Raw genomic sequence first — 24,275 nt, forward strand, 5'->3', positions numbered from 1 at the left:
GCTCTTCTCCTTGAATAGGTAAAACGCCTCATTGCGAAAACCCCTGGTAATACTCGCGCGCATCGTGGCGCAAGCCCCACCAGGGCAGATACGCATGGTTGCCGCTGCGCGCGCGGAACCATGGCTTGTCGGGCCGGATCGGCCGCGCGACGGCGGGCGGCGCCACCACCAGCGCGACAGGCGCGGACAGGTCACTGGTGCCAGCCACCAGCACGGGTTTCCCGAAATGGTGCGCGTAAGCGATGCCCAGCGCCACGTTCGTCAGGGCCGTGCCCGCGCCCGTCTCACCCAGCACGGCCGTCAGATTGAAGCTTTGCTTGAGGAAATCGAATTCCGGTAACTGCACGGTGAGCGTCTGCGCCAGCGCACCGAGTCGTGCGGACGAATCCTGATGCGTATTGCCGGCGTCGTGGATGAGATAGCCGATGTCGGTATCAGGCTTATTCGCCTTCGCCGCGGCCTCTTCGATGGCCGCCGTCCACGCCTGCACCAGGCGCGGCGGCTCGCCCTTTTTGGCTTCAAAATCCGCCGCCTGTTTCGTGCTCGGATAGCCGAGCCAAGCCAGCGGCGCCCGCTCCGTCTTGTAGTCGGGACCGGCCAGCACCAGCAGCACCAGGTTTTCGTTGATCTGCCGGTCCAGAGGCCGGCTGGGCGCATCCCAGTTCATGGCCCAGACGGTTTCCTTGGGGTGGCTTTGCAGGTAGTCGAGCGCGGCGGAAAGTGAAGTAAAACCGGCATTGGGGCCGCCCATGGTGACGCGGACGTCGGGCGGGGTGGAGCGGGTCCAGAGGGTGGGAAAGTTGGGATTGCCGATGTCAAAGGTATCACCAATGTACTCGCGCACAAAATCCGTCGCATCCGCAAGATCCAGCTTTCCTTCAGGAATCGCATACTCAACATGGATGCCGGCCAACTCACGCCAGCGCGACCTGTCCTTGGCTGAATGGACGTTATAAAAATACTCGGGATCTGAAAAATACGGGCTACGCAACAAATTCATTACCTTTCGAATATACTTGCGATGATAGCCACGAAACGTTTCCTCACCTTCATTTCCCCCGGCAACCGGTGAAACAGCTTGCAACTTGGAGTATTTCCCTGGATTTTCCTTGACCATGTCATCGGCAGGATTTGGCTGTACCAGTCCCAAGGCCCACAACAATTGCCATTGTGTAGGGTAATCCCGCCGTTGCAAAGGGTTAAGCCATTGAACGGCGACCACTTGTGCCATGTACGGTCGCTTGACCGTGTCAGGTGAGGCGGCAACGGCATTTTTTGGCGTAATAGGCGATGCACGAAGACGCGCGCATGCCGTCAGAAAAATTAGCGCCAAAAACACAAGCAATGCATACAAAAAAATGGATTTCAACATGCGAGATTCTCCATGGTGGAAAAAACTTGTGAGCAACATTCTTCTTAATAAGGGGAATCAATCGACATGGAGTTACCCATGCGCCATTTCACCGGACGTCGGCCTCGGATCCGGTGGCGAGTTTTCACGCCTATCGATGATTAAAGTCGGCATGCCAGCCTCGCAGTCGGATCGCATCACCCAAGCAGCAATAGCTTCTCGACGAAATTCTCCTTTGTTAAAATATTCCAGGAATTCGATGGCAGAGTTATTGTCACCCGCCCACTCCAACAACCTCCAATCCGCCGCCACCCTCAACTTGCGCAACTGGTCCGCCTTGATGCGGCACACGCCCACCGCCACGTCATACGCAAGCGCCCGCTCCGCGTGCATGGGGTTGGTCAGGATGGTGGAATGGTCGGTGGCATAGGCGCCGGCCTGGCTGGACATCATTTCCTCTATCCGCGTGCTGCGCCATGCTTGGTATTCGGCGTCAGGCGTGGTGTTGGGCATTTCCTGCTGCACTTTTTTACCCTCGGGACTCTTCCCTTCCCGTACGGCTTGCGCGCGTATCACCGCGCGCTGCTCGAACCGCAGGCGCGCCTCGTCATCGGCCGTGCCCTTGGCGCTGTCCATGCGTTTGGCTTCGTTTTTCGCCGCCTGCCCCTGCAGGCCACCGGGCGGAATGGCATGATCGGCAAAGAAATCGTCGCCGGCAGCGCGCTGCTTGCCGGCCTGGCGCGATTCGCCGGACGGCTCGTAGCCTTCATCGAATTCCTCGCTGGTCTGGCCAAAGCGCAAGGACTGCGGCTTGAAGGGCAGAGCCAAGTCGGGCGCGTTCAGTTCGATTTTCCAGTCTTTGTGGGGCGAGGCATTGCAAGGGCTGTGGGCCAGGCCCGTCATCACGATGAACAGGGGCGCCAATCCCACCGTCAGGATGGTGGAAAAGGCGCCTTCGCTGGCCTCGACGCCCTGCTTGACGGAATACGACGCATATTTCTGCGCCGGAAACCAGAAGTCCTTGCCGCCCGGCGCAGGCTTGCGCCAGTGATCGCTCCAGTAGTGATAGCTGCCCTGCTTGCCCACCTCGAAACCCTGGGCAAACACGCGCTGCACACACACGCCTGCGGCCCCGGTGGCGGCCAGCTCGCCGCCGTCCTTGCTGTCCTTGGCCAGCGAACCCGACAGGCCGCGCCAGCCGATGCCCTCGATGGCCACGGACGACACCACCACGTCGTGCGGATTGCAATAGATGGTCACCCTGCCATACGATGATTTCTTGCCGCCCCGGGCGGCGCCGGCAATCCCGTATTGTTCACGATCCTTGGCGGCGGAAAAACCGTGCTGCGCGTTGGCCATGCAGCGGTCGATTTCCTCGTCTGTCTGCGCCTCGCCCAGGCTGGCGCGCTGGCCGATGATGGCAAAGAAGTTTTTCAAGGTGGCGATGCGTGCCTGCACCGTCACCCTGCCCGTGCTGCCGTCCGCCGCGCGCAGATTGCTGGCCACCCAGTTCTCCGAGCCATTGCGTTTCGCCAGGCTGTACGGCGAATTGCAAATCACATAGTTATCGGCCACACAAGGAAAGCTGCCCTTCACCTTGGGCAGGTTTGCGCCGAGAAAGGCCGCCGCCATCGCCACCATCGTGCCCTGGCTGTGGCACACGATGGTGACGGGCACGTCGGCCTGCTGCTGGCGGATGGCTTCGACCAGCCTGGCCAGACGATAGGCGGCCAGCACGAAATACGCTCGCGGCGGGCAGCTGTACACTTGCCGTTCCGGGAAGGGATTCATGTGCTGGATCGTGTTCCACAAGAATAAACCCTCGCTCAGCCCATCCTTCCACAAGTCGGCCAGCGCACTGCAGCCATTGGCAAACGGGCCGCCGCCCCAGTAATCCTGTTCGTTCAGGTAGATGCCCTTGCCGTATTGCTGCAGTTCCTCGCCGGAAGCCTTGTAGCCCCAGCGAAAGCGGATCACGGAAGAAAAAGTGCCGGCATCGCGGATCAGGGTATCGGCCGACATTTCCGGGTTGAGAAAGCCTTCGGCCGTGATCTCGGCGCCATAATTGACCGCCGTCAGTTCGCCGCCCTCCACGCCACGGTGCTGCATGTGATGGCAGGAACGCTTGAGACGCTCGTTCAGGCCCTTGCACAGTCCCTCTTCAGTTGCCGCGTACCATTCGCCATCGGAATTGACGCCGTGCACGAAGATCACGATGCCGGGCAGCGGCAACTGCTGCAGCGTGTCCCGGTCGCTGCTCTGGAAATTGGCGTTGCAGGAAAACTGACCGAGGATATCGATTTCAGGGTCGTCGCACAGCGGCGGATGGGGGTCGAACAGCATGGTGTGCTCTCCAGTGACGGGGGTTCAGGAACGGCGGCGGAAGAAGAAGCCCTTCAGCCGCTGCAGGTGATCGGTTTCCACCTTCGGCCCGCGCCCGTCGGCGCCGCTGACGCCCGTCAGCGGACTGTCGCCTTCGCGCTCGATGTGCACTTCCACGCCTTCGACGGGCAAGCCATCGGTGGGACGCAGCAAGCGCGGCACGCGGCCCAGCTCGCCCTCGCCGAAGGTGGGCAGTTCCGCCTTCATGCTGGCCGGGCCGTTCCAGTGGTGACCGTCGGTTTTGACCGTCAGCGCGCCGGGTCCGCCCAGCTCGACCGCACCGCCGGACAATTTCAGGTAGGCGCCGCCCGCCGTCATGAAGGTGATCTCGTCCTGCGCCACGCCGACCAGCCGCGTGCCGGCTGTCAGGCGGATCTCCTTGGCGGCGTCCGCCTGCAGAAGGTCGTGCTGACTTTGCAGCAAAAACTTGCCAAAATGGGCCACCTGCACGATGCCGTCCTGGTGCGAGAACAAGGAAATGCCCTTGCCCGCGTTGACGTTGCAGCGCTGGGCCGCGCTCAGTTGCACATGCTGCTGGGCCACCAGGTCGATATTCGCGCCCGCATTGCCGCTGATGGTTTTGGGGGTACTCAGCGCCACGCCCTCGGGCGCCGTGATGCTGACGGCGGGCTGGTCGGCGGCGATGGCCGCCCCCAGCGCCTTGCTGCCGGCCGCGTCCAGTGCCAGCGCCTGATGCTGGGCGGCAAATTCGCCCAGTGAAGTAAACAGTTCCAGGCACTCCTGCATCACGGCGGCATGCTCACTGCCGTCGAGCTGCTTGCCGCTGGCGCCCAGCTGTTTCCAGGCCGAAATCAACAGCGAGCGGGCCGTGCGCACGCTGCCGCTGGCGTCGCTGCGCAATTCAAAGCCGTCGCCGCGCTGCAGACCTGCCCCGTCGCTGCGCGGTTCGGTCAGATAGCCGAGGTTCAACTGCGTGGCCGCCTGGTCGCTGGCCAGCTGCGCGCTGATTTGCGACGGCGTGTCGTCAAAGCACAGCTGGTTGCCGCGTCCGCCCCGCACTTCGCGGCTGCGCATGCCGGAAAGATACCGGTTGCCGGGCAAGGTGCCGCGCACGCTCAAGCCCGGCGGCGCGCCCACGGCGTTGTACAGCTGGCCGACGATGATGGGACGGTCCGGGTCTCCTCCGAGAAAATCGATCAGCACTTCCGCGCCGATGCGCGGCAAGGTCACCGTGCCGCATTGTTTGCCGCTGCCCGGGCCATTGCCGCTCCAGCTCGATGCCACGCGCACCCAGGCCGAGTCGCGCTCCGTATCGGACGCGCCGGAGCCGTTGGCATGCGCGTGGTCCGGCGTGCGCGTGGCGCCAAAGCGCACCTTGACGCGCCCCAGCGCATCGCAATGCACCTCTTCGCCAGCAGGCCCCACCACCAGCGCACTTTGCAGACGGACGACGGGAAAATCGCTGCGCGGATCAAAGGCAGGCACGATGGCGATGCCGCGCCGCACGCAAGTAAAATGGTTGCGGTAGCGCAAGGCCGCCTGGCCATCGGCGCCAGGACCTTGCGCCGGGCCGGCATCGCACTGCCAGCCGCTCTGCGCAAACAGGCGCCCGACCCGCGCATCTAGCCCTGTCGGCAAGTTATTGCTGGCCGCTACGCTCAAGGCCGTGATGACGAAACTGCGCTCGGCCACCGGGTGGCTGTCGATCTCCGCATGCCCTTCCAGGCTGAACCACTGGCCCGCGCAAAAGTCGCGCACGCAGCCTTCGCCCTGGAAACACTTGCTGTCCATATCGTGGCGCGCCATCGCCAGCTGGCCCAGTTGCCGCAATGCATCGTGGCTAGCAGCGGCCAGCGGCGGCTCCACGATATAGTCGTCGAGACTGGCTGCCAGGCGATTGCCATTGCCGCCCTGATCCACGCCGCCGTGTGACCGCGTGGCCATGAACTGCGGGCTGTGCGGGTGGCCATCGTCCCAGCTATAGCGTTCGGACTTTCCCGACTGCAATCGGCGCACGGCGCTCCAGGCCGTCACGGTATCGCTTTCCTCGGTGGCGTCGTCGCGGTGATAACGCGCCGTGCCCGCCGCGTTTTGCGCCAGGCGGCTGGCGTCGTCGAACAGCAGCAGGGTATGCACGGGCGTGGCGGCGGCGTTCGGGCCGGCCGGCGCTCCCGCCTGGAAGCACCAGGCGACGCCGCGGCGCCTGAGCAGGCGGCGGATAAAGGCGGCATCGGATTCATTGTGCTGCATCGTGCATTCGCGCACGGGCAGGCTGCGCGCCGCCAGCGCCGCATCAATGGCGAGATCCAGGCTGGCGGCGAGCACGCTATTGCCCTGCCGCCATTCCTCAAACAGCAGCTGCACGATCTGCAATGCGTGCTTGTTGCGAAACACCCGTGTATTGATGCGTTTTTCCATCAACGCCAGGCCGTCGCGCAGCACCAGTTGATAGGTGGCCAGGCCGCCGTCGCTTTGCCCGGCGCTCGCTTCGGCGACGATGCCGCACACCCTGCGCAGCTGCCCCCGGTCGGTCACTATTTGCAATTCGGCCGGCACGGCGATGAACTGTTTCAGCGGCAGCTGCGCCTCGGTGGCCACGCACAGGATGCGGTATTCAATCCCGCCGCAGATGGCCTCGCTGCCGCTGATGCGCTGCGGCAGCAAGACATCCTCATTGATGCCATCCGGGTAAGCGAGGCGCAGCCGCAAGGCACGGTTTCCGGCAGTCAAGCTCTTGTCCACGGCCATCCATTGCGCGAAGTTTTCCATGGGTTTCTTCCTTCCAGAATTCATCGAAACACAGCAGGCGATCTCAGGCGGAACCGTCGAATCGCATGTCGTAATGCATGTCGTCACGCTCACGGGCCGGCAACTTGTCGGCCAAAAAGGCATCCTCCGCCAGGCAGGCGCCCACGCCCAGGATGCAGCCGCGCACGTCTTCCCGGCGCAGCACCAGGCGTATTTCGAAGCTCACGCCGGGCAAGCCAAACAGCGCCAGCATCTGGCGCAGGGCCAGCGCGCCTGGCCGGCCGGGCAAGAAATCCTCATAGACACGGCGTTCCAGCGGCCCCAGTATCAGGCGCACGCGCAAGTCGGCGCGCCGGCAGCGCTCGCCCAGCATGGCGCCCTGCCCCAGCCGCGCATGCGCGGTGGCCAGCAAGGTGCGCTCCCGCGGCGCGCGCCGGAACCAGGCGCCAACAAACCGCTGCAAGCGCACGGGCACGCCGAAATACTCGGCCAGCACCGCCTGCATCGCGTCGGCCGACACGGGCCGGTGGCGCAGCAAGGCCGCATAATGGGCCAGCACATGCGCAGGCAAGCCATCTTCCTGCCTGGCCACCTCGGCAGGCCAGGCGCCCGCCAGCGCCAGTTGCAAGGGCAGGAAATCGCCGCCGTCGGCGTCCTGCTGGCATTCGATGCGGTAGCGGGCCCAGGCCTGATAGAACAGGACCAGCGCGCGGTGCGACAAGGTATCGAGCCAGGCACGGGGAGCATCATCGCCCGTCTGCCGCTCGTGGCGGGCCAGCGTTTCTGTGTAATGCAGCGGCAAGCCGCCATGCACGCCCAGGAAGCCGGCCATGGCCGCGCGCACATGCACCTGCGTTTCGCCGTCCGCCTGCGGTTCCAGCCACAGCGCTTCGATTTCGCCCGGTGCGAACGACAGCGATGCGCTGCCATGCAGGCGCAGGCAATCGCGAAAGACATGCTCCTGTGATATGCCCTGCTGCCTCAGCCAGGCCGACAGCAGGCGCAGCGCCTGAAAGAAGCCGGTGCCGGACGGATCGGCAATCAGGCGCGCGACTACACCAGCGTCTGGTTTCCATTGCGTGGCAGGCAGCACAGCAACTCCTTTCCAGTCTTCTGCGACAAGACGATCAGGCGGGTAAATGAACCCAGGTGCACATACAGCCCGAGAAAGCGTTCGATCACCTGGGCAAACGCATGCAAGCCGCTGCCGACAAAGGCGTCCTCGTCGACGGACAACAGCACGTCGACGCCGAAGACCAGGCTGCCGCCCGCCGCATCGTGCAGCCAGGTGCTGGCGGCGCGCTGGCGCAGTCCCGTCAAGCCCGCGATCTGGCGCGCGGCGCTGGCCGAACCGGGCAAGTTGTACAACTCGAGTATTTGCTTGAAGAGCGGCAAGCCCTGTTCATTCAGCGACTGATGGTTCAGGGACAATTGCGCGATCAGCCGCCAGTGCGATGCCGCACCCGACGGGAAGCGGCACGGCGCGCCGGGTTTGCGCAGCAGGCGCACCGGCAAGGTGCTGGCCACGCCGTCATGGCGCAAATCACCCGCGGCATTGCCGAACACCAAACGGCCTGGCAAGTCGCGGTTACTGCAGGTGAGCATGATGGACACCGTTTGCGTCGCGTCGTGCAGCGGCTGCATGGCGCCGTCGACAAAGGCGATACGCATGTCGTAGCCGGGATGGCTCAGCGCCATGTCTTCGTCGCGCCGCGTCACCCAGTAGCGCCCCTGGCGTCCGCCCGCCTCGCCATGGCGCATCGAGTAAAACGGGTGAAAGGTGTCCAGCGTGGCGCCCTGCGCCGTTTCACCGAGCACCTGCACACTGTCGACGCTGTGAATATCGTAGCAATGCGCCTGCCGCACCGATGGCAGCAGCACATGCTCGGCGCTCGCGTGCGTCAGGCGGATGGGATTGGCCGCCTGGCGGAACAGGTTGACGACGGGCGTGCATCCCGGCACCAGATGCCTTGCGGACAGGGGCCGCAGGATGCGCGCGATATCCGCATCGGCCTGCGCGTCGGCCAGCAGCAGGTGCACGGTGCAGCGCCGGCAGGCCGGCGGCAACAACGGGCGCAGCGCAGCCAGGTCCAGGTCGACAAAATTGAATTTATCCGGAAAGGCAAACCATTCGCCCAGCAGGCGGTAAGCGGGATGCGAGGCGGCACTGGCCGGCATCAAGGCATCCTCGGCGGCAAAACCGACCGGATGCAAGGGCACCGCGTCCAGCGCCTGCCAGACGCCATCGACTTCCACATAGGCACAACGCGCGCGCAGGAACAGGCTGTCGCGCAAGGTGGCGCAAAACGCAGGCTCGCCATCGAGGAACAGGCGCAGCATCGACAGCGGGAGCCCGTCCAGCGTGCACGTGGCGCCCGTCGCTTCAAGCGTGATGCTGATCGCCGCCCCCAAGTCCGGTGGCAGGCGCACTGCGGGCGGCGCCGCCACGATGGACTGGAAGCGCACCTCGGACAGGCGCAGCGGCGCCACGGCGACATCGTAGGCGGTGGTGAACTTGCAGGCAACGCCCTGATACTCGGCAGCATGCATGAGCGTGCCGCGCGGGATCACGGCCAGCTCGCTCACCGCCGCAAGGTCGTTATCGATGCGGGCAATGGCGCAGGCAGGAAACGGGCGCAAATAATGGGGAAAGTTCACTTCCAGCAAGGTTTCGCTGAAGGCGCCAAAGCCATCGGCAAGCCGCTTGGCCGTGCGCGCATTGAACATGGCGAACGCTTGCAGCATGCGCGCCAGGTGCGGATCGCCCATGTCGCCGCCCAGGATGCCCAGCGCGCCGGCGATGGCTGGATAGCGCCGGGCAAACGCCTGATTGTGCGCATGCAAGGTGCCCAGTTCGCGCTCGTAATACTGCAGCAACTCGTCCATGCCCGCTCCCATCGCTTGACCGGCACGTGCCGGTACAGCCCCGTCTGCATTATTGAGGAAGCGGCAAAGAGGGAAATTGAGTTTGAACAAGATTGCACGCATGCGTCAGCATGGAATGCCATTGCGGCGCTGGCAAAGCGACTTTTGTTCACTCCTTGCCAATATTAATTGACTTATTCGAAACAATCGTTTTAAATCAGGAAGTTACTCAAAATCAATCATCTTGCGCATTCAATCATCGCATTGCCTCTTGTCGATGCTGGATGCCCACGTTGATGCACTCCGAAGCCAAGGTATATGGAACTGCTCGACTCCCTGCGTCCAACCGCACCGCAAGACGACACGATCAGCGGGCACTATGAAGTGCGCCGCTTGCTGGGCGAAGGCGGTTTCGGCCATGTATTCGAAGCGTGGGATGCCAAGCTGTGCCGCAGCGTGGCGCTGAAGCGGCTGAAACCGCAAGCCGACGTGCTGCATCCGGAAAAACTCATCAATGAAGCGCGCCTGGCCGCCTCGCTCAAGCATGCCGCCTTCGTGCGCATCTTCGCCATCGAGGGCCAGGGCACGAGCCAGTCCATCGTCATGGAACTGGTCGAAGGCCAGACGCTGGGGCAATTCATGCACAGCGGCAAGGCTGACCTGCAAGCCGCACTCGACATCGCCTACCAGATCGCCGATGCCATGGACGAGGCGCACGCCATGGACCTCGTGCACGGCGACTTGAAACCGTCGAACCTGATGCTGGAAGCAGATGGCAAGGTGCGCATCCTCGACTTCGGCCTGGCGCGCCACATCGACCCGCAAGCCACGCAAACGACCACCCTGTGCGACTTGCAAGGCACGATTGCCTACATGGCGCCTGAGCGCCTGATGGGCCGCCTGCCCGACACGCGCGGCGACGTGTATGCCTTGGGCGCCATGCTGTACGAAATGCTGGCCGGTCAGCGCCACTTCGCCCACCTGAACGGCCTGGCTCTGGCCGCCGCCCACATGCAGGCGACAGACCCGTGGCCCGACCTGCCCGACTCCGTGCCGTCCACCATCAACGCCCTCGTGCGCGCGATGACTGCGCACGACCCGGCCGAACGGCCACGCACCATGCGCGATGTGCGCGAGGCGATTGGGGCGCAGCGCGGGGATGCTGTCACGGTGGCCACGCCCCTTGCCAACGAGACGCCCGCGAAGGAAGAACCGCCCGCCACCGTCTCCATCCGCCTGCCCCTGCCCCGCAAGCGCACCCTGAAATGGGGCGCGGGCGTAGCGCTGCTGGCGGTACTGGCAGGATGGCAGCTGCCCAACATCGTTCCTGCCGTCAAATCGTTCGTCACGGGAGAAAAAGCGCCCGCGCCGTATTCGGAAATGGCCAGCATGGCGGCGGGGATGGAAGCGTTGCGAGTGTTTGATCGCGATACGAGCCAGGCACAGGCAATCGGACATTTCATGACAGTGCTGCAGCACAATCCAGGAAATGCGGCTGCGGCGGCAGGCCTGTCACTGGCGTCGAGTCTACGTTACGCGGGTAATGGACGAGACGATACGTGGTTACAAAGAGCTGATGTGAACGCAAAACAGGCATTGGCGGCGGACGATCAGTTAGCGCTTGCCCACGTCGCGCAAGCATGGGTACTGGAATTCCAGGGCAAAAACGATGAAGCTCTTCGAGAAGCCACTACCTCACTGAACCTGGAGCCCGCCAACCTACTAGGTTTATATGGCAAGGCACGCCTATACATTGCTGCTCACAAATTTGATCTGGCACACACCGTACTGAAACAAGCAATCGCCACCCATCCCAATGAACGCATGTTCAATACCTTATTGGGGCAAATGTATTACAGAAAAAGTGACTATGCTACGGCAGAACAAATATTTCGCAAAAGCATACGCATGGATCCCCAGTCGCCAAACGCCTACGCTCATCTAAATGCGACATTGCTGCGGCAGAACCGCGAAGACGAGGCGCTTGCAGTTATCCAGCAAGGTTTGCTAGTACATCCGCATTGGGAACTCTACACCAACTTGGGCACATCACTGTTTGCCAAGGGAGACTTTCTTGGAGCAGTACAAGCATTTGAAAATGCCGTTTCCGAGAAAAAAGGCAGCCCCGGCACCTATTTACTTTGGGCCAACTTGGCTGATGCGCAACGCTGGGTTCCCACATTGACCAAAGCATCGAAACAATCGTATTTACGTGCGATCGCCCTGCTGCAACCCATGCTCGCGCGCATGCCCAATGACATTACCTTGAATTCGCGCATGGCCCTGTACCAAGCCTACGCCGGAGAAAAGGAAGCCGCTCTGGCAAACGTGCAGCACGCACTAAGCTTGGCGCCACAGATCGCCGACGTGCAGTTTCGTGCGGCGCTGACACATGAACTGACTGGCAACCGCAGCAAGGCTCTGACTGCGCTACTACAAGCCAGCAAGCTTGGCTACCCTCTCAATCTGATCGAATCAGCGCCCGATCTGTTGAACCTGCGGCGTGATGCCCGTTACCAACAATTTCTCATCAACCTGGAAAGAGACAGTAAAAAATGACACCTGTAAGCCCTTGGATGAAGTTATCCGTGCACTTCGATGCAGACCAGATCACCAACCAGCTCGACTACAACTTCACCTCTTGCGATGGCACGGCCGATCCCCGCCATGGCCCCTACATGGGTGGCGTGCATTTCCAGAAAGGCCAGCATGTCTATCTCGACGTTACCTGCTGCGGCTCCAAGGATAGCGGCTTCACATCGTTCCAGATCATCGATTGCTGCATCATCACCGTACCGCAACTGACTCAGATTGGCCCGAAAGTACCCACCATTTATTCACCGCCATCGCCATTCCTTCAGTCGGTAGGCGCCACCTACCATTTCCCGCTGGACTTCGAGATCCAGCAACTGTTGGGCGAACCAGAGCAGCCCCCCCTACACCGCATCCGCCAGGAGTGGAAACATAACCTGGATGTCGGCTATACCGCTGGTCGTTGGGAATTGTCCTTCGTCATGACGGTACGCATCATGCGCGGCGAAGACACACAACCGGAACTGCGCGTCTTTTCCTTCGACCCGGAAAGCTCCGTGGGCGGCGATACAACGTTATAACATTTCTACTCGACGTTGCCATTCAACAGCGCATTACGTCCGTGAGCACATAAAGCCGCGCCACCTCCACCGGCGCGGCTTTTTCACATCCGCACGCAATACGCCGCCCCGCCCGCCGAAAGCGGTAAAATGACGGCCTTGAAGCCAAGCTCCGCCCCCTGGCGCGGCCTTGAACGCACACAGCACCACCCACAGCCCGGCAGGCATGCATTCCCTGCCGCCGGACCAACGACAAAGAACACATGACCACCGTCCCAAAAGAAATCAACGCCGCCGCGGCAAAGAAAAATTCGGCTGAAAAGCTCACTCCCATGATGCAGCAATATTTAGGCATTAAGGAAAACCACCCGACGATGCTGGTCTTCTATCGCATGGGCGATTTCTACGAGCTATTTTTCGAGGATGCGGAAAAAGCCTCGCGCCTGCTGGGCATCACCTTGACGGCGCGCGGCGTGGCCAGTGGCAACCCGATCAAAATGTGCGGCGTGCCGTTTCATTCGCTCGACGGCTATCTGGCCAAGCTGGTCAAGCTGGGCGAGTCGGTGGCCATTTGCGAGCAGATTGGCGACCCGGCCACCAGCAAGGGTCCCGTCGAGCGCAAGGTCATGCGTGTGGTCACGCCGGGCACTCTGACGGATGCGGACTTGCTGCCGGAGAAGGCCGAGCGCCCGCTGCTGGCCATGTGCAGCATCACGCAGCGCAAGACGGTCACCACGGGCCTGGCCTGGCTGTCGCTGGCCAGCGGCGCGCTGAAACTGATGGAGTTTTCCGGCGACAGCGCCACCGTGGCCACGCGCCTGCAGCAGGAACTGGAACGCATCGTGCCGGCTGAAATTCTCAGCGGCGACAATGGCAACCTGTTCGACGACTATGCGGGCACGCACATCAACCGCGTGCCGGACTGGCATTTTGACGTGGTGGGCGGCCACAAGGCCCTGCTCGACCAGCTGGGCGTGGCGACCTTGACGGGTTTTGGCGCCGATGGCCTCGGCGCCGCGTTCGGCGCGGCCGGCGCCTTGCTGCGCTACGCGCAATCGACGCAGGGACGCGGCTTGCAGCATGTGCGCTCTTTGATCACGGAAACGGAAAGCGAATTCATCGGCCTGGACGCGGCCACGCGGCGCAACCTGGAGTTGACGGAAACCATCCGCGGCCAGGAATCTCCTACGCTGTTCTCCCTGCTGGATCATTGCCGCACGGCCATGGGCTCGCGCATGCTGCGCCACTGGCTGCACCATGCGCGGCGCGACCAGAACGTGGCGCGCGCGCGCCATGAAGCCATCGCCGCGCTGGCGCAAAGCGAAGCGGCGGGGCCATTGGCCGCCACCCTGGCGCAAGTGCCCGATATCGAACGCATCACCACGCGCATCGCCCTGCTGTCGGCGCGGCCGCGCGACCTGGCCGCCCTGCGCGACGGCCTGCTGCAACTGCCGGCCCTGCGCGGCGACGTAGTCCGTTGTTACGGTCCTGGCCAGGGTGGCGAAAGCGGCTTGCTGGCCGCCATCCACACGGCGCTGGCGACACCGACCGCCTGCCTGGACTTGCTGGTGCGCGCCGTGGCGCAGGAACCGGCTGCCATGGTGCGCGACGGCGGCGTGTTTGCCACGGGTTTTGACGCCGAACTCGACGAGTTGCGCGCGCTGTCGGAAAACGCGGGCCAGTTTCTGCTCGACCTGGAAACGCGCGAACGGGCGCGCACGGGCATCGCCAACCTGCGCGTCGAATACAACAAGGTGCACGGCTTCTATATTGAAGTGACGCACGGCCAGACGGACAAGGTGCCGGACGACTACCGCCGCCGCCAGACCCTGAAAAACGCCGAGCGCTACATCACGCCTGAACTGAAGGTATTCGAAGACAAGGCCCTGTCGGCGCAAGACAAGGCCCTGGTGCGCGAAAAGCTGCTGTACGACCTGCTGCTGGCCGAGCTGGCGCCGCATATCGGCACCTTGCAGACCATTTCGCAGGGCCTGGCCCAGCTCGACACCCTGAACGCGCTGACGGAACACGCACAGCAGCACAACTGGGCCGCGCCGCAACTGGTCGAGGAACCGTGCATCAACATCGTCGAAGGCCGCCACCCGGTGGTGGAAAAGCAGATCGAGCGCTTCATCGCCAACGATTGCCGCCTCGTCAACGAGCGCCGGCTGCTGCTGATTACCGGCCCGAACATGGGCGGTAAGTCGACCTTCATGCGCCAGGTGGCATTGATTACCCTGCTGGCCTACGTGGGCAGTTACGTGCCGGCCGCTTCCGCCACCATCGGCCCCATCGACCGCATCTTCACGCGCATCGGCGCCACCGACGACCTGGCGGGCGGACGCTCGACCTTCATGGTGGAAATGACGGAATCGGCGGCGATTCTGAACGGCGCCACAGAACACTCGCTGGTGCTGATGGATGAAGTGGGCCGCGGCACCTCGACCTTCGACGGCCTGGCCCTGGCGTGGGCCATCGCGCGCCATCTGATCGACAGCAGCCGCAGTTTCACCCTGTTTGCCACGCACTACTTTGAGCTGACGCAACTGCCGGACAGTCACCCGAGCGCCGCCAACGTGCATCTGTCGGCCGTCGAACACAAGGACAGCATCGTCTTCCTGCACGCCGTGCAAGCCGGTCCCGCCTCGCAAAGCTACGGCTTGCAGGTGGCGCAGCTGGCTGGCGTGCCGCAGCCCGTGATCAAGGCCGCGCGCAAGCACCTGGCGCGCCTGGAAGCGCAGGCGCTCGACGCCACGCCGCAGCGCGACCTGTTTGCCGCTCCGGCAGCCGATCCGTATGCGCAGGAAGAAGAGGAAACGGCGCCGCTGGCCGCGCTGAACGAAGCGCAGCAAGCCCTGCTCGACGCCATCGCCGACCTCGATCCCGACGCGCTCACGCCGCGCGACGCGCTGGAGCAGCTGTACCAGTTGAAACGGCTGGCCGCCGCATGACCATACGGCGCAGCATCGCTGGCCTGCGCCTGCTGGCTGCCGGCCTGCTGGTCGCCAGCCTGCCATGGCAAGCGGCGCTGGCGGCCCCCGCCGACCAGGCCGGCTTCGAGTTTGCCGTGCTGGGCCATTCCTTCAATGCGGGGCCGGACGATGGCCCCCTGAAAAAAGCCATCGCCGACACCAGCGCCTTCAATGCCTCGTTCGTCGTGGCCACCGGCATCAAGGCCGCCAGCGAATCGTGCAGCGACAAACTGTACAGCCAGCGCAAGGAGGTGCTGGACGCCAGCGGGCCGCCGCTGATCGTTTCGCTGTCGGCCAGCGACTGGGCCAACTGCCGCAATTCGCGCGGCAGGATCAACGCCATCGAACGCCTGAACCGCTTGCGCGACGTGTATTTCGCCGACGACCAGAGCCTGGGCCAGCGCAAGCTGACCCTGTCGCGGCTGTCATCCACGGCAAAATTCCGCAGCTATGCGGAAAACGCCCACTGGGAATACGGCGGCGTGCTGTTTGCCACCGTCAACCTGCCGGCGAATAACAACCATTTCCTGCCGGAAGCGGGACGCAACAGCGAATTCGAAGACCGCCTGGTGGCCAACCGCTCCTGGCTGCAGCGATTGTTCGCCATGGCGCAGCGCAAGAAACTCGACGGCATTGTGCTGTTTTCCGATGGCGACGTGGGCGTGCTCAATGAAGACGATAATTCGCTGCTGCCCAGCTTCAGTTCGAAACAGGATGGCTTTGCCGGACCGCGCAAGCAGATCCGCACCCTGGCGAAAAAATTCAGCGGCAAGGTGTTATTGGTCGATACGCAGCGCGATGGCGACGCGGCTGGCAAGGAAGGGAAGAGTAAAAAAGCCGCGGCCAGGGCAGGCGGGCCAAAAATCAGCTGGAAAGGCAACCTGGGCCACGTCAGCATCGATAACGACTGGGCCGCCATCGCCGTACGGCCCGGCAAGACACCATTCTTTGAGGTGCGTCAACGCGCCGTCAGGCCATCGGCGCAAGCGCGGGTCAAGGCATCGACTGTGCGCCGCTAATAACAGCGGCACAAACGAACAGGCCGGCATGTAGCCGGCCTGGAACAAACAGTATTAATGAATCGGATGCGTGCGGAAGTGGTCACCCTCTTCGCCGTCGCCTTCATCATCTTCATCGCCATGATCATGGCCGTGTGCGCCATGCACGTGGCCATGGGCGATTTCTTCGTCGGTGGCTGCGCGCACGTCAGCGACGGTCAGCGAGAAGCGCAGCGCGATGCCGGCCAGTGGGTGATTGCCGTCCAGCACGACCTTGTCGTCGGCGATATCGGTGACCGTGAAGATCATCGCTTCTTCGTCCGGCGAATCGCTTTCCGGCATGCCTTCGAACTGCATGCCCACTTCCAGCGGCTCAGGCAGGCGATTGCGCGGCTCGACCTTCACCAGGGCGGGATCGTATTCACCGAAAGCATCATCCGGTTCGATCTGGATCGTGTTGGAATAGCCGACTTCCTTGCCGTCGAGCTCTTCTTCGATCTTCGGCAGGGTGTTTTCATAATCACCGTGCAGGTAGACCATCGGCTGGCGGCCGTCTTCGATCAGATTGTCTTGCGCGTCTGACAGTTTGTAGTTGACAGTCACGACCGTATTTTTGGCAATCTTCATTATGCTTCCTTTCATTGTATAAGCTGGCAAATTATACCTTCACGCCGCCAACGGCAGGCGCATTCCTGCATTTCCGGTTGTTATAATGGGCGCATGAAAAAATTAACTCTCCTCGGCGATATCACGCCGGCGCAATTCCTGCGCGACTACTGGCATAAAAAACCCTTGTTGATCCGTCAAGCCGTACCGGGCTTCAAGGCCCTGTTCGATTTCAAGGCCCTGGCCGAGCTGGCCACCCTGGACCACGTCGAATCGCGCCTGGTCAGCCATGCCGATGGCCACTGGAACATGCAGCAAGGTCCGCTGGCCAGCCTGCCCTCGCTGAAACAGAAGGAATGGACCCTGCTGGTGCAGGGCGCCAACCTGCACAGCGCCAAGGCCGACGCCCTGCTGCGCCAGTTCCGCTTCCTGCCGGACGCGCGCCTGGACGACCTGATGGTCAGCTTTGCCACCGATGGCGGCGGCGTGGGCCCGCATTTCGATTCCTATGACGTGTTCCTGCTGCAAGGCCAGGGCAAGCGCCACTGGCGCATCGGCGCGCAGAAAGACTTGAGCCTGATCGACGGCTTGCCGCTGAAGATCCTCAGCAACTTCACGCCCGATGAAGAATTCACGCTGGAACCGGGCGACATGCTGTATTTGCCGCCCCATTACGCGCACGACGGCGTGGCCATCGGCGACTGCCAGACGTATTCGATCGGCTTCCGCTCGCCCACGTTCCAGGAACTGGGTGAAGCTTTCCTGCAATTCATGGCCGACTCGATCGACTTGCCGGGCATTTACAGCGATCCGGACCTGAAAGCATCGGGCAAACCGGCGGAAATCCCCCGTGAGATGCTCAGCACCATCACGGAAGAAATGAACAAGGTGCGCTTCACGGAAGAAGACGTGACCATTTTCCTCGGTGAACACCTGTCGGAACCGAAGCACAATGTGTTTTTCACGCCGCTGTCCAAGCCGCTGACGGTGGGCCGCTTCGCGGATGCCGCACAGAAAAAGGGTGTCGTGTTGTCGCGCAAGACCCTGATGCTGTATCGTGGCAAGAATGTCTTCATCAACGGCGAATCGTTTGCCATTGGCAAGGCCGATAAAACGGCCCTGGAAACCCTGGCCAACGAACGCGCCCTCGATGGCGCCGCCGTGGCCCAGGCTTCCGATGACGTGATGGATGCGTTATATACCTGGTATCAGGATGGCTGGATCGAACTGGCTTGAATGGTTGCAGCGTAGCAAAAGTGGCATTGCAGCAGGTGAAATATCAGCATCTGCGCTAGCGCAATAAAACATATTATTTTTATATCGCTTTGTCGCGCTTTCGCAAATCGCTTACACTTGCTTGCAATTTGCTTCGGCAAATATTGCGATATCACAAAATAGTTGCGAATTTGCCTCTTGCTCCTATTGCGACGCACCAAAAATCGCTATAATATTCGGTTAGGAAGTTTCCGTTGTCTGGCAGGCACCACCTGGTACGAAAAGCCTTCGAAGACGACCTAACGAGCGATAATTACCGGTAATTATTCATCGCAACAATATTGATTTATTTTTTGAAATAATTAAGGAAAACAAATGAAAAAATCCCTGCTGATCGCCTCCCTGATGGTTGTTGCTCTGGCTGCTTGCAGCAAAAAAGAAGAAGCTCCTGCACCAGCACCAGTAGTTGAAACCCCAGCACCAGCACCAGTAGTTGAAGCTGCTCCAGCTGCTGCTGCTGACGCTGCTGCTTCGGCCGCTACCGACGCTGCTGCTGCTGCTACGGCTGCCGCTTCGGCCGCTACCGACGCTGCTTCGGCTGCTTCGGCTGCTGCATCGGCTGCTAAGTAATTTAGCACCCTGCACCAGGAAAAGCCGGCCTTCGGGCCGGCTTTTTTGCGTCCGGCGTTTTATCCGCAGGATATAACGCCGGACGCAGGCAATAAAAAAGGCTGACCCGGGAAACCGGATCAGCCTTTTTTATTGCGCGGCAGGCTTTGATGCCTGCCGCGCATGTACCGCTTACTTCAGCTGCTCGTTCAGCAAGCCCAGGATCTTCTCTGCCACTGGCGAGACGTCCGGCTGGCCTTCGTTGCTGAGGATGCTGACCAGGCTGCTAGAACCATTGCCGGCCTTGACCAGGACGCGGTAGCGCTGCGCTCCCTTGTCCTTGTCGGACGACGAACCCCAGCTGAACAGTTTCGAGAAGAAACCATCTTTCTTGACCGCATCCGGATCGACGTAACGCACGAAATATGTGCCTTGCGTGCGGTCGCGGTCTTCCACGGTGAAGCCCACGCGGTCCAGCGCCAGGCCGACACGGCGCCAGGCGCGGTCGAAACCTTCATCGACTTCGATGGCGCGCGCCGGCGTGGCGGCGTCGCCCACCAGCTTGGCGTGCTGCGGCTGCACAATGGCAGCATCGACAGCCGTCTTCGCCTGCGCATCGTCGCTGGCCGCGCCCAGGCGCGTCATCAGCTTGGCCAGGAATTGCGCTTCCAGGCCCGGATCGTTGGGACGCGCGGTCCAGGTGGTGCTTTCCTTGTCGCGGCCCGTAATGACCTCTTCCACGCCACGGTGGCTGATATAGATCTCGGTCGAGCCATCGGCCAGGCGCTCCACGCGGGTGCGGTATTTGTCTTTTTCTCCGCTCGAATACAGGCCGTCGAAAACCTTGCCGATCGTGCTGCGAATGATATCTTGCGGGATCTTGGCGCGGTTTTCGTTCCACTCGGTTTCCATGATGCCAGCCGTCGGCTGGTCGATGGCGATGGTAAAGCCCGAATCCTCCCAGAATTGCTTGAGCTGCGGCCACAGCACTTCAGGCGATTGCTTGACGACCAGCCAGCGCTGGTTGCCCGCGCGCTCGACCTTCACGCCACCGGCCGTGACAGGCACGACGCCCACCACGCCATCGGCGCCCACGACGACGGGCGTACCGGCCGTGGCGTTGCGCTGCGCGTTGTAGCCGGAAGCCGTGGCCACGCCGTTTTTCGAATCCGGCAGGGAATAACGGTTGTCCTGCTGCAATTGCGTCAGGTCAGGCGGCACGTCCAGGGTGCCGGCTTTCTTGACCGACTTGTAGTCGACCTTGTCGCCGCCGACTACCGAACTGATCATGCCGCAGCCCGCGAGGCTGGCTGCGACGGCGCCGATGACGATGCCGCGGACGGCGATGGTGGCAGGCGCCAATTTGGTTTTCTTGCAATTAGTCATGTCGTAACTGGAAAAGAAGCTAAGTAGCAGCTGGAATCAGGGAAGGTCCGGACTGGTCAAGTCCGGGCTTGAAGTTCGGCTTAAGACAGGATGCCAGCGTCGCGCAAGGCATCGCGCACGGTGGCATGGCAGTTTTCCGCCAGCGGTACCAGTGGCAAGCGTATGCCGGCTGGCATCAGGCCCATTTCGGCCAGCGCCCATTTGACGGGCACCGGGTTGGGCTCGACAAACAATTTCTGGTGCAGAGGAAAAACTTTGTTATTGATGGCGATCGCCGTGGCGCGCTCGCCCGCCATGGCCGCGACGCACATGTCGTGCATGGCGCGCGGCGCGACGTTGGCCGTCACGGAAATATTGCCGTGGCCGCCGCAGAACATCAGCGCCATGGCGGTCGGATCGTCGCCCGAGTACACGGCAAAGTCCGCTGGAACCAAACGCAGCAGATCGATGCCGCGGCCGATATTGCCGGTCGCGTCCTTCACGCCAACGATATTCGGGATGGCGGACAGGCGCACGATGGTCTCGTTGCTCATGTCGGCAACCGTGCGGCCCGGCACGTTGTACAGGATGACGGGAATGTCGACGGCTTCGGCGATGGCCTTGAAGTGCTGGTACATGCCCTCCTGGGTAGGACGGTTGTAGTACGGCACTACTTGCAAGACAGCATCGGCGCCCGCTTCTTTCGCGTAGCGCGTCAGTTTGATGGCCTCGGCCGTGGAGTTGCCTCCGGCACCGGCGATGATAGGAATGCGTCCCTTGGCATGTTCGACGGTCAACTGGATCAGTTCGCAGTGTTCTTCCACGCTGACTGTTGCCGATTCGCCCGTCGTGCCAACGATGACGATGCCGTCCGTACCCTCGGCGATATGCCAGTCGATCAGCTTGCGCAGACCTGGAAAGTCCAGACTGCCATCTGCGTGCATCGGGGTGACGATTGCTACAATGCTGCCCTTGATCATAGTAAGTTTATAGCGCCGATAAATAAAACAACGATTGTAGCGGATAGCCCGCGCCTGTGGTGCATTCTGACATAGTATGGCCGCTCAAAACGTCGGCAGCAGCGCTGCCAACCGTGGAAAATCTGGCCGGACGGCGCAGATTCGTTGCACCAGAGCAGCTTTTGGCTGCTCCACGCGCCCATCCTCATACGCTACCACACGCAAGCCCTGCTGCACCGCCCAGGTCAGCATTTCGCCTTCCTTCAGCAGGAATTTCGGATTCGATGGCTTGCCGAACTGCTCATTGCCCTCGGCAAACGTTTCGTACAGCAGCACGCCATCGGGCGCCAGACTGGCCACCATGGCTTCGAGCAGCGGCCGGTGCAGATAATTGGTGACGACGATGCCGGCGAAGCGGCCGGGGGCGAAGGGCCACACGGCGCCCGGCGCCTCCAGGTCCACCAGCGAGGTGGTGATGCCCGTGCCGGCCGCCTTTTCCAGCATTTCCGGATCATGGTCGAGCGCGATGACGGGGTGGCCCAGACTCACCAGGTGGCGCGCATGGCGGCCTGCGCCGCAGGCCAGGTCCAGCACCTCGCCGCCCGGGATCAGGGGCGCCCAGCGGCGCAGCCAGCCGGAAATCGCTTCGGTTTCTATGGTTGGTTCAGTTACTTGCATCGGTACTTCCATCAATTATTTGCGTCCATCCAGGGCGGGCATCAAGTCAATATCGCCGTCAGGGGCGTGACCAGGGTGACAAAGATGCCAATGACAAATTCGATCGCCGCCAGCAAGGCGCGGTTCAATATGCCCGCGTACATCAGCAGCACCAGGGCGCCGAACACATACAGGCTGTAGCGTTCGATGCTGGCGTAAGGACGCGCCAACTGCATCGGCAGCAAGCCCGTCATGATGCGTCCGCCATCGAGGGGCGGCACGGGAATCAGGTTAAAGACAAACATGGCCGCATTCACGCTGACGCCGGCGCCCGCCATCTTGCGGAAAAACATGCCCATTTCCGTCGGCGGCAGCACGCTGAGGACGACAAAGGCGATCATCCAGCCCAGGCCCATGGCGAAATTGGCGCCAGGCCCGGCAAACGCCACCCAGGCCATCTGCTTCTTCGGATTGCGCAGGCGGCTGAAGTCGACGGGCACCGGCTTGGCATAGCCAAACGGCACCTGGATCGTGAAATACAGTATCAAAGGCAGCAAAATCGTACCGAAAGGATCGATATGCCGCATGGGATTGAGGCTCAGCCGGCCCTCGTTCGAGGCCGTGGGGTCGCCGAAATAACGGGCGGCGTAGCCGTGCGCCGCCTCATGCAGGGAAATGGCAAACAGCACCGGCACCAGGTACACCGCAACGGTCTGGACTATCGTATTGAAATCGCTCATGACCGCGATTCTACCAGAGGCACCCTGGGGCCTTTCTTATGCTGTCATTAAGAACAGGTGAAGACGGGCGCCGCAACGGGCGCGCGATGCCTCCTACAAGCCCAGCACGGCCGGGTCGCCGCGTCCCACGCGCACCACTTCCGGCTCCGCGCCCGTCAAGTCGATCACGGTGCTGGGGCCATGCGCGCAGACGCCGCCATCGATGATCAGGTCGACCAGTTTTTCCAGACGCTCGCGGATGGTGTCGGCGTCCGTCAGGCTGTCTTCATCGCCGGGCAGGGTCAATGTCGCGCCCAGCAGCGGCTGGCCCAGCTCTTCCAGCAGGCATTGCACGATGCGGTGCTGCGGCACGCGCAGGCCGATGGTCTTGCGCGAAGGGTGGCTGAGGCGGCGCGGCACTTCCTTCGTCGCTTCCAGGATGAAGGTGTAGGCGCCCGGCGTGCCCGCCTTGAGCAGGCGGAACTGGCGGTTGTCGACCCTGGCGTACACGCCCAGCTCGCTCAAGTCGCGGCACAGCAAGGTTAAATGGTGCTTTTCATCCACGCCACGGATGCGGCGCAGGCGCTCGACGGCGCCCTTGTCGTCGAGCTGGCACACCAGCGCGTAGCAGGAATCGGTGGGCACTGCCACGACGCCGCCGGACTGGATGATCTGCGCCGCCTGCTTGATCAGGCGCAATTGCGGATTGTCGGGGTGAATATGAAAGAATTGACTCATGTGTAAGCGTTCTGGCGAACCAGCTTGTTAAGTTAGCATTATTGTACGCTGCGCAGCGCGGCGATGCGTTGTTCGAGGGGCGGATGGGTGGCAAACAGCGCGCCCCAACCGCCATTGCCGCCGCTGATGCCCAGCGCCTGCATCGATTGGGGCAGCTCGCCCGGCGGCACACCGCCCAGGCGCGCCAGCGCATGCATCATCGGCGTCGGGCTGCCCAGGAGCTTGGCGGAACCGGCATCGGCGCGGAATTCGCGCTGGCGCGAGAACCAGGCCACGATGATGGAAGCGAGCAAGCCGAAGATGACTTCGCACACCATGACGGTAACAAAGTAACCGATGCCGCGTCCGCCGCCTTCGCGGTTGTTATTCTTCAACAGCACATTGTCGACAAAGAAACCCACCACGCGGGCCATGAAGACGACAAAGGTATTCACCACGCCCTGGATCAGGGTCAAGGTCACCATGTCGCCATTGGCGACGTGGGCGATTTCATGGCCCAGAACGGCTTCGACTTCATCGCGGTTCATGCTTTGCAGCAAGCCGGTGGAGACGGCCACCAGCGCCGAATTCTTGAACGCGCCCGTGGCAAACGCATTCGCGTCGCCTTCATACACGGCCACTTCCGGCATGCCGATGCCGGCCCGCTCGGACAAGGCGCGCACGGTATTGACCAGCCACAATTCCGTCGACGACGTCGGATTGTCGATCACGCGCGCCCCCGTGCTCCACTTGGCCATCGGTTTGCTGATCAACAGCGAAAAGATCGAGCCCGTGAAGCCCACCACCAGCGAAAACGCCAGCAGGCTGCCCAGGTTCAGTGTGCTGCCCCGTGCCGGATTGCCCACGCCCAACAAGCTGAGGACGAGCGACAGCACCAGCATCACGGCCAGGTTGGTTGCAATAAAGAGGACGATACGTTTCATGGGCGATGGCTCCAGATGACTATTTATAACAAGAATAACGAAAAGATATGCACGCTAATGCCGATTTCAAGCAGCTCTGGCGACACGACGGCGCATCGGCAGCCAGGAAAATCGT

Annotated in this window: 18 protein-coding genes; 6 read left to right on the forward strand and 12 right to left on the reverse strand. The window is 62.1% G+C overall.

Annotation, left to right across the window (positions count from 1 at the left end; translation table 11 throughout):
* Positions 1 to 28: 28 nt before the first annotated feature.
* The 5 genes from AC54AF_RS16810 to tssF all read right to left on the reverse strand — a co-directional run bounded on the left by AC54AF_RS16810 (position 29) and on the right by tssF (position 9,328).
* Positions 29 to 1,372 (reverse strand): hypothetical protein, encoded by a 1,344-nt coding sequence (locus AC54AF_RS16810; protein ID WP_496637466.1) that lies wholly within the window; start codon positions 1,370 to 1,372, stop codon positions 29 to 31.
* Positions 1,373 to 1,444: 72 nt separating this feature from the next.
* Positions 1,445 to 3,694, reverse strand: coding sequence for a T6SS effector phospholipase Tle3 domain-containing protein (locus AC54AF_RS16815; protein ID WP_496637467.1), 2,250 nt, complete (start codon positions 3,692 to 3,694; stop codon positions 1,445 to 1,447).
* Positions 3,695 to 3,718: 24 nt separating this feature from the next.
* Entirely contained in the window at positions 3,719 to 6,463 is a 2,745-nt protein-coding gene (locus AC54AF_RS16820; protein ID WP_496637468.1) for a type VI secretion system Vgr family protein, read from the reverse strand.
* 43 nt (positions 6,464 to 6,506) lie between these two features.
* Positions 6,507 to 7,535, reverse strand: coding sequence for a type VI secretion system baseplate subunit TssG (gene tssG / locus AC54AF_RS16825; protein ID WP_496637469.1), 1,029 nt, complete (start codon positions 7,533 to 7,535; stop codon positions 6,507 to 6,509).
* A complete protein-coding gene (tssF, locus tag AC54AF_RS16830) occupies positions 7,496 to 9,328 on the reverse strand; it encodes a type VI secretion system baseplate subunit TssF (RefSeq protein ID WP_496637470.1) in 1,833 nt (610 codons plus the stop codon). Before tssF ends, tssG begins: the two co-directional genes overlap by 40 nt.
* Positions 9,329 to 9,625: 297 nt before the next feature.
* Here tssF and AC54AF_RS16835 point away from each other — a divergent pair, with 297 nt between their 5' ends.
* The 4 genes from AC54AF_RS16835 to AC54AF_RS16850 all read left to right on the forward strand — a co-directional run bounded on the left by AC54AF_RS16835 (position 9,626) and on the right by AC54AF_RS16850 (position 16,390).
* A complete protein-coding gene (locus tag AC54AF_RS16835) occupies positions 9,626 to 11,866 on the forward strand; it encodes a protein kinase domain-containing protein (RefSeq protein ID WP_496637471.1) in 2,241 nt (746 codons plus the stop codon).
* A 29-nt stretch (positions 11,867 to 11,895) separates the two neighbouring features.
* Positions 11,896 to 12,420 carry a hypothetical protein gene (locus AC54AF_RS16840; protein ID WP_496637472.1) on the forward strand — a complete coding sequence of 175 codons (525 nt, stop codon included), beginning with the start codon at positions 11,896 to 11,898 and terminating at the stop codon, positions 12,418 to 12,420.
* A 242-nt stretch (positions 12,421 to 12,662) separates the two neighbouring features.
* Positions 12,663 to 15,350, forward strand: coding sequence for a DNA mismatch repair protein MutS (mutS, locus tag AC54AF_RS16845; protein WP_496637473.1), 2,688 nt, complete (start codon positions 12,663 to 12,665; stop codon positions 15,348 to 15,350).
* A complete protein-coding gene (locus tag AC54AF_RS16850) occupies positions 15,347 to 16,390 on the forward strand; it encodes a hypothetical protein (RefSeq protein ID WP_496637474.1) in 1,044 nt (347 codons plus the stop codon). The genes mutS and AC54AF_RS16850 overlap by 4 nt, the downstream gene beginning before the upstream one ends.
* A 54-nt stretch (positions 16,391 to 16,444) precedes the next feature.
* Here the strand turns inward: AC54AF_RS16850 and AC54AF_RS16855 are convergent, their stop codons facing one another.
* On the reverse strand, positions 16,445 to 16,996 hold the full coding sequence (locus AC54AF_RS16855) for an FKBP-type peptidyl-prolyl cis-trans isomerase (RefSeq protein ID WP_496637475.1): 552 nt from the start codon (positions 16,994 to 16,996) through the stop codon (positions 16,445 to 16,447).
* Between the two features lie 93 nt (positions 16,997 to 17,089).
* Here AC54AF_RS16855 and AC54AF_RS16860 point away from each other — a divergent pair, with 93 nt between their 5' ends.
* Together AC54AF_RS16860 and AC54AF_RS16865 are read left to right on the forward strand one after the other, a co-directional pair.
* Positions 17,090 to 18,211, forward strand: coding sequence for a JmjC domain-containing protein (locus AC54AF_RS16860; RefSeq protein ID WP_131687524.1), 1,122 nt, complete (start codon positions 17,090 to 17,092; stop codon positions 18,209 to 18,211).
* 354 nt (positions 18,212 to 18,565) lie between these two features.
* Positions 18,566 to 18,820 (forward strand): flagellar basal body L-ring protein FlgH, encoded by a 255-nt coding sequence (locus AC54AF_RS16865; protein WP_131687525.1) that lies wholly within the window; start codon positions 18,566 to 18,568, stop codon positions 18,818 to 18,820.
* 171 nt (positions 18,821 to 18,991) lie between these two features.
* On the opposite strand, the gene bamC is transcribed toward AC54AF_RS16865, so the two are convergent.
* The 6 genes from bamC to htpX all read right to left on the reverse strand — a co-directional run bounded on the left by bamC (position 18,992) and on the right by htpX (position 24,160).
* The gene (gene bamC / locus AC54AF_RS16870; protein ID WP_131687526.1) at positions 18,992 to 20,185 is read right to left on the reverse strand and encodes an NlpB/DapX family lipoprotein; all 1,194 of its coding nucleotides are present in this window, start codon (positions 20,183 to 20,185) and stop codon (positions 18,992 to 18,994) included.
* Between the two features lie 80 nt (positions 20,186 to 20,265).
* On the reverse strand, positions 20,266 to 21,144 hold the full coding sequence (gene dapA / locus AC54AF_RS16875) for a 4-hydroxy-tetrahydrodipicolinate synthase (RefSeq protein WP_034783351.1): 879 nt from the start codon (positions 21,142 to 21,144) through the stop codon (positions 20,266 to 20,268).
* An 84-nt stretch (positions 21,145 to 21,228) separates the two neighbouring features.
* The gene (locus AC54AF_RS16880) at positions 21,229 to 21,801 is read right to left on the reverse strand and encodes a class I SAM-dependent methyltransferase (RefSeq protein WP_131687527.1); all 573 of its coding nucleotides are present in this window, start codon (positions 21,799 to 21,801) and stop codon (positions 21,229 to 21,231) included.
* A gap of 41 nt (positions 21,802 to 21,842) precedes the next feature.
* Positions 21,843 to 22,520, reverse strand: coding sequence for a site-2 protease family protein (locus AC54AF_RS16885; RefSeq protein ID WP_131687528.1), 678 nt, complete (start codon positions 22,518 to 22,520; stop codon positions 21,843 to 21,845).
* A 93-nt stretch (positions 22,521 to 22,613) separates the two neighbouring features.
* On the reverse strand, positions 22,614 to 23,237 hold the full coding sequence (locus AC54AF_RS16890; protein ID WP_496637476.1) for an L-threonylcarbamoyladenylate synthase: 624 nt from the start codon (positions 23,235 to 23,237) through the stop codon (positions 22,614 to 22,616).
* A gap of 38 nt (positions 23,238 to 23,275) precedes the next feature.
* Positions 23,276 to 24,160: a protease HtpX gene (htpX, locus tag AC54AF_RS16895; RefSeq protein WP_131687530.1), complete on the reverse strand. Its 885-nt coding sequence runs from the start codon at positions 24,158 to 24,160 to the stop codon at positions 23,276 to 23,278.
* Positions 24,161 to 24,275 lie beyond the last annotated feature (115 nt).

This window comes from Janthinobacterium sp. JF4 (assembly GCF_059617925.1).